We start from the raw sequence: 5,754 nt of genomic DNA, 5'->3' as shown, positions 1-5,754 counted from the left end.
CCGGGGGAAGTGGTGGTCATACGGGCTGCTCCTCTGTGAACGGCGAGCGAGGGTGGACACGGCCGTGCATGCGGTCGTGCTGCCTGAGCAGCTGTGGACACACTGGACGCACCGGTGCCCCGACCGCAGCGCAGTCCGTCGGAGGCCCTCTCTCCCTCGGCCGGTCCGTCGCGCGGGCCGCCCGACCGCCATCAGCAGCGACGTCTGGCTCGTTCACGAATCTACACCGGGGGGCCCGCCGAACCCCACCCCCACTGGCGCCCTATCCGCCGGAACGTCAGATTCCGGAAGGCCCGCGCGTGCTGACACCGGAACGGCCTCGTTTCCTGTGCAGGTCAGGTGTTGCAGGATGCGGAGAGCGCGAGGGCGCGGCACGCCCCGCGGGCGATCCGTTGTGAGGAGATCCACGTGACCAGTCCGGCCGATCCGCCCGAGCGTGACACGGCGCCAGAGGGACGCAGGCTGCTGGCCGTGACCGCCTGCCCGACCGGGATCGCGCACACGTACATGGCGGCGGAGAAGCTGGCCCAGGCCGCGCAGGAGCTCGGCTACGGCATGAAGGTCGAGACGCAGGGGTCGATCGGGGCCGAGAACGTCCTCTCCGACGCCGAGATCAGGGAGGCCGACGGCATCATCGTCGCCGCCGACAAGGACGTCGACCTGAGCCGCTTCGCGGGGAAGCGGGTGCTGTCCGTCGGGGTCGCCGAGGGCATCCGGCACCCGGAGCGGCTGATCCGGGACGTACTGGACGCGCCGGTCCACCGGGGAGACGGAGCGGGGGGCGCCGGGACCGCTGCCGGGGACGGGGCTTTCGCGGGGGCGGGCGGGGGCGGGCGGGGGCGCGGCACCGTCTACAAGGCGCTGATGAACGGCGTCTCGTACATGATCCCGTTCGTGGTCGTCGGCGGTCTGCTGATCTCCGTGTCGCTCGCGCTGGGCGGGCGGACCACTCCTCAGGGGATCGTCTTCGACAGCTCGTTCTGGCAGACGGTCAACGACATCGGTGCCATCGGCTTCGCGCTGATGATCCCCGTACTCTCCGGCTACATCGCCTATGCCGTCGGGGACCGGCCGGCGCTCGTCCCGGGCATGGTCGGGGGCTGGATCGCGAGCCACGGGGAGCTGTACGGCAGCGAGGCGGGGGCGGGGTTCATCGGGGCGATCGCCACGGGGTTCCTGGCCGGCTGTCTGGTGGTGTGGATCAAGAAGGTCAGGGTGCCGGCGTTCGTCCGGCCGATCATGCCGGTCATCGTGATCCCGATCGTGGCCACGACGTCGCTCGGCCTGTTCTTCGTCTACGTCATCGGCCGGCCGATCGCGTGGGTCTTCGAGCACCTCACGAGCTGGCTCGGCGGGCTGACCGGGACGAGTGCGGCTCTGCTCGGCGTCGTGCTCGGCCTGATGATCGCCTTCGACATGGGCGGGCCCGTCAACAAGACGGCGTTCCTCTTCGGTGCGGGGCTGGTCTCGAAGAACCCCGAGATCATGGGCATGTGTGCCGCGGCCATCCCGGTGCCGCCGCTCGGGCAGGGGCTCGCGACGCTGCTGCGGCGGGGGTTGTTCAGCAAGCAGGAGCAGGAGACCGGGCTGGCGGCCCTGTTCATGGGGTTCTTCGGCATCACCGAAGGGGCGATCCCCTTCGCCGCGGCCCGGCCCGCGCGGGTCATTCCGGCGAACATGTGCGGCGGTGCGGTGGCGGGGGCGATCGCGGGGCTCGCGGCGGTGGCGGACAACGTGCCGCACGGGGGGCCGATCGTGGCGGTGCTCGGGGCGGTCGACGGGGTGGCGATGTTCTTCGTCGCGATCGCCGTCGGCACGGTGGTGACGGCGCTGACGACGGTCGCGCTGATGGCCGTGGGTGCGCGGCCGGCTCCCGCCGGGGGAACGGTTTCCCCGGCTCCCCCGGTGGAGGCGCCGGGCGAGCCCGGCGGTTCCGCGCTCTCCGGCTACCTCACCGTACGGACCGTGCGGCCGCGGCTCGCGGCCCACGGGAAGGAGGCGGCGATCCGGGAGATGGCCGGGCTGCTGGCCGCGAGCGGGCACGTGGCCGACGTGGACGGCCTGGTCGCGGCGGCGCTCGCGCGGGAGGAGATGGGGACGACGGGGCTCGGGGAGGAGATCGCGATCCCGCACGCGAAGACGGATGCGGTCTCGGCCCCGGTGGTCGGCTTCGCGCGCTCGGAGGGCATCGAGTGGGGGGCGCTGGACGGGACGAAGGCCCGGCTGATCTTCATGATCGCGGTACCGAGCGCTGCCGCGGGCGACGAGCATCTGCGGATCCTGGCGATGCTGTCGCGGAAACTGATGGACCCGGGCTTCCGGGAGCGGCTGCTCTCGGCGGGGGAGGACGAGGGTGCCCTGGTGGGCATCTTGCGGGAGGTTCAGTAGCGGTTACCGGGGCTGCAAGGCCCTGTGGCGGCCGCGGGCGGCGCGGAGGCCGTGCCCTGAGGCGCCGTGGGCCCGTGAAGGCGTCACGGCGGTCCGGGCACCGCCCCCGCGTGGTTCTTCTCAGTGGCGGGGCGGGCCGCCCGGGGTCGCTGCCGGGTCGGCGCCGGCGGCTGCCGCTTCCTCGCGGTAGACGTCCGGCTCCAGGTAGATGACCCGGGCGATCGGGACCGCCTCGCGGATCCTCGCCTCCGCCGCGTCGATCGCACGGGCGATCTCCACGGCGGTGTCGTCGTGCCGCACCGAGATCTTGGCCGCGACGAGGAGTTCCTCGGGGCCCAGGTGGAGGGTGCGCATGTGAATGACGCGGGTGACGGTCTCGCCGTCGACGGCCGCGGCGCGGATCTTCGCGAGCTGCTCCGGTCCGGCGGCCTCGCCGAGCAGCAGGGACTTCGTCTCCGAGGCGAGGACGATGGCGATCAGCACCAGCAGGGCGCCGATGCACAGCGTGCCGATGCCGTCCCAGACGCCGTCGCCCGTGGCGATGGCGATGCCGACGCCGCCGAGGGCGAGGACGAGGCCGACGAGGGCGCCGAAGTCCTCGAGGAGGACGACGGGCAGTTCGGGGGCCTTGGCGGTGCGGATGAACTGGCCCCAGGACTGATCGCCGCGCAGCTCGTTGGACTCCTTGATCGCCGTGCGGAAGGAGAAGCTCTCCGCGATGATCGCGAAAACGAGGACGCCGACGGGCCAGTACCAGTGCTCGATCTCGTGCGGTTCCTTGATCTTCTCGTAGCCCTCGTACAGCGCGAAGACGCCACCGATGGTGAACAGGACGATCGAGACGAGGAAGCCGTAGATGTAGCGCTCGCGGCCGTAGCCGAACGGGTGTTCCTCGCTGGCCGCGCGCTTGGCCTTCTTGCCGCCGAGGAGGAGCAGTGCCTGGTTGCCGGAGTCGGCGACCGAGTGCACTCCTTCGGCGAGCATCGACGACGAGCCGCTGAACGCGAACGCGACGAACTTCGCCACGGCGATGGCCAGGTTGGCGCCGAGCGCGGCGACGATCGCCTTGGTTCCGCCTGATGCACTCATATGTGCGGGTTGTCCCTTCCGCCCCTGATCCACCCCTGGACCGCCGGGCTTTGCGGTTCCTTTACGGCGGGCCATTGTTGCAGCCGCGGGGCGGAAGGGGCGTCAGACGGCGACCGTGGCGCGGAAGACCCTGGCGTCGTCACCGGCGAGCACCACGCTCTCGGCCGCCCGTACGAACGCGGATTCGCCCTGGCGGAGCCGCAGCTCCTGCCCGTCGTCCGCCGTGCGCAGGACGGCGGTACCCGAGGTGCACAGGAGGATCTGGGGTGTTCCGGCGGGCAGCGTGGCCGTGGCGCCGGGGGCGAGGTCGAAGCGGGAGAGGCGGAACTCCTCGACGGGGGTGCCGTAGACCTCCTCGCCGCCGGCGTCGGCCTCGGGGCGCAGGACGGCGGCGGCGGTGCTCTCGAAGCGGACGACGCGCAGCAGTTCGGGGACGTCGACGTGCTTGGGCGTCAGCCCGCAGCGGAGCACGTTGTCCGAGTTGGCCATGATTTCGACGCCGAGGCCGTCGAGGTAGGCGTGCGGGACGCCCGCGCCCAGGTAGAGGGCTTCGCCGGGCTGGAGGCGCACGTGGTTGAGGAGCATGGCGGCGATGACGCCGGGGTCGCCGGGGTAGTGCCGGGCGAGGGAGGCGTAGGCGGTGCAGGCGTCCCGGTACGGTCCGTCCTGCGCGGAGAGCCGCTCGGCCGCGGCGGCCGCCTCGGTGACGGTGCGGGCCATCTCGCCGTGGTCCGCGGTGAGGACGGCGGTGAGCACCTCGCGCAGGGCGTCCTCCTCGGGCCGGGCGTGCAGGAGGTCGGCGTACGGCTTGAGGGAGTCGACGTCGAGCGCGGCGAGGAGCCCGGCCGTCTCGGTGGGTGCGCGGAAGCCGCACAGCCCCTCGAAGGGGGTGAGGGCGCAGAGGAGTTCGGGCTTGTGGTCGGTGTCCTTGTAGTTGCGGTGGGGGGCGTCGAGGGGGACGCCCCGGGCCTCTTCCTCGGCGTGGCCGGCCGCTGCCTCGGCGAGCCCGGGGTGGACCTGGAGGGAGAGCGGGGAACCGGCGGCGAGGACCTTGAACAGGAACGGCAGCCGGGGCCCGAAGCGGCGGACGGCCCGCGCGCCGAGCTCGCCCTCGGGGTCGGCGGCGATGACGTCGGAGAGGGCGCGCAGGCCTCCTCCCGCGCCGCCCCGGTCGACGCGGGACGGCGCGCCGGGGTGGGCGCCCATCCACAGTTCGGCCTGCGGTTCGCCGGTGGGGGCGGTGCCCAGCAGCGCGGGGATCGCGGTGGTGGAGCCCCAGGCGTAGGGGCGCACGGTGTTGACGAGGCGGTCCATGCGGGCGATTCCTGACTGTGTGCGTACGGCGTTTCTACGGGTCTACGGGGTCGAGGCGAGGGCCAGGTAGACGGCGGCGAAATCCGTGATGGCCAGCAGTTCAGCGGCGGTCTGCAGGGGACTGTCGGCGTCGGTGGGCTCCAGCTCGCTGACGGGCGTCTCGCGCTGCAGGGCGAGTTCGCGGGCGGCGGGGGCGGGCGAGGTGACGTCGGGCTCCCGTTCGCGGAGCAGGACGACGCGGGCGTGCAGGGCCTCGGGCTCCTCGACGCGGTCGCGGAAGAAGTCCTCGGGATCGGCACCGGCGGCGAAGGCCCCCGCGAGGAGGGTGCCGTGGGCGGTCAGGGCCTCGGGCAGCTCGGCGGCGAGGGCCGGGCGCCCGGCGAGGGCGGAGAGGACCGTCGCGAAGTGCCGGCCCGCCGCGCCGGCGAGCTCGCCCTCCGTCCAGATGAGGGGGAGGGTGTCGGCCAGCTCGGCCGCCAGGGTCTTGGCGGGGTTGCTGTAGGTGGCGATGGCCGGGCCGCAGCGCTCGGCGACCTGGTCCAGGCGGTCGGCCAGCGCCTCGACTTCGGAGGCGTCGCCGGCGAGCAGCCCTATGCGGTCGGCGAGCACGAGCAGGGGGGTGAGCAGGGACCACAGGAGGCCGGGGCCGGGGAGCAGCGCGGGGCGCGCCCCTGCCTGCGTCTCCTCGCCCGTGTCCGGTTCGGCGCCCGTACGGGCTTCGTCCGGCGAGGTGGTCAGCGGGATCGCGAGGCCGCGGGCCTGCGCGGTGGCGTCGGCGAGGGGCGAACCGGCCGGGCTGACGCAGACGACGGAGCAGCCGCGGCGGTAGGCCTGTTCGAGGAGGATGGCGAGGCCGGGCTCCGTGCCGTCCGGGCTGGCGACGAGCAGCAGGTCGAGCGGGCCGGTCCAGCCGGGGAGGGTCCAGCGCAGGGCGCCGGGCGCGGGGGCGACGCCGGTGGGGCG

4 protein-coding genes are annotated in these 5,754 nt (G+C 73.3%); 1 reads left to right on the top strand and 3 read right to left on the bottom strand.

What is annotated here, in order from left to right; genetic code table 11:
- Positions 1-408 precede the first annotated feature (408 nt).
- A complete protein-coding gene (locus tag V7793_RS32170) occupies positions 409-2,388 on the top strand; it encodes a fructose-specific PTS transporter subunit EIIC (protein ID WP_336013241.1) in 1,980 nt (659 codons plus the stop codon).
- Between the two features lie 120 nt (positions 2,389-2,508).
- On the opposite strand, the gene V7793_RS32165 is transcribed toward V7793_RS32170, so the two are convergent.
- The 3 genes from V7793_RS32165 to V7793_RS32155 form a co-directional block, all read right to left on the bottom strand.
- Positions 2,509-3,477, bottom strand: coding sequence for a cation diffusion facilitator family transporter (locus V7793_RS32165; protein WP_336013240.1), 969 nt, complete (start codon positions 3,475-3,477; stop codon positions 2,509-2,511).
- 102 nt (positions 3,478-3,579) lie between these two features.
- On the bottom strand, positions 3,580-4,791 hold the full coding sequence (manA, locus tag V7793_RS32160) for a mannose-6-phosphate isomerase, class I (protein WP_336013239.1): 1,212 nt from the start codon (positions 4,789-4,791) through the stop codon (positions 3,580-3,582).
- Between the two features lie 42 nt (positions 4,792-4,833).
- Positions 4,834-5,754 (bottom strand): SIS domain-containing protein (locus V7793_RS32155; RefSeq protein WP_336013238.1); only part of this gene is annotated, 921 nt, incomplete at its 5' end.

The organism is Streptomyces sp. KLMMK, assembly GCF_036961605.1.
Taxonomy (GTDB): Bacteria; Actinomycetota; Actinomycetes; order Streptomycetales; family Streptomycetaceae; genus Streptomyces; species Streptomyces telluris.
Note: the sequence above shows the minus strand (reverse complement) of the source record. Positions and strands in the feature narration are given on the sequence as shown.

What these genes read in the sequence shown, in the direction of transcription:
- V7793_RS32165 (WP_336013240.1), bottom strand. Translation starts at nt 3,477, where the DNA reads ATGAGTGCATCAGGCGGAACCAAGGCGATCGTCGCCGCGCTCGGCGCC.
- manA (WP_336013239.1), bottom strand. Translation starts at nt 4,791, where the DNA reads ATGGACCGCCTCGTCAACACCGTGCGCCCCTACGCCTGGGGCTCCACC.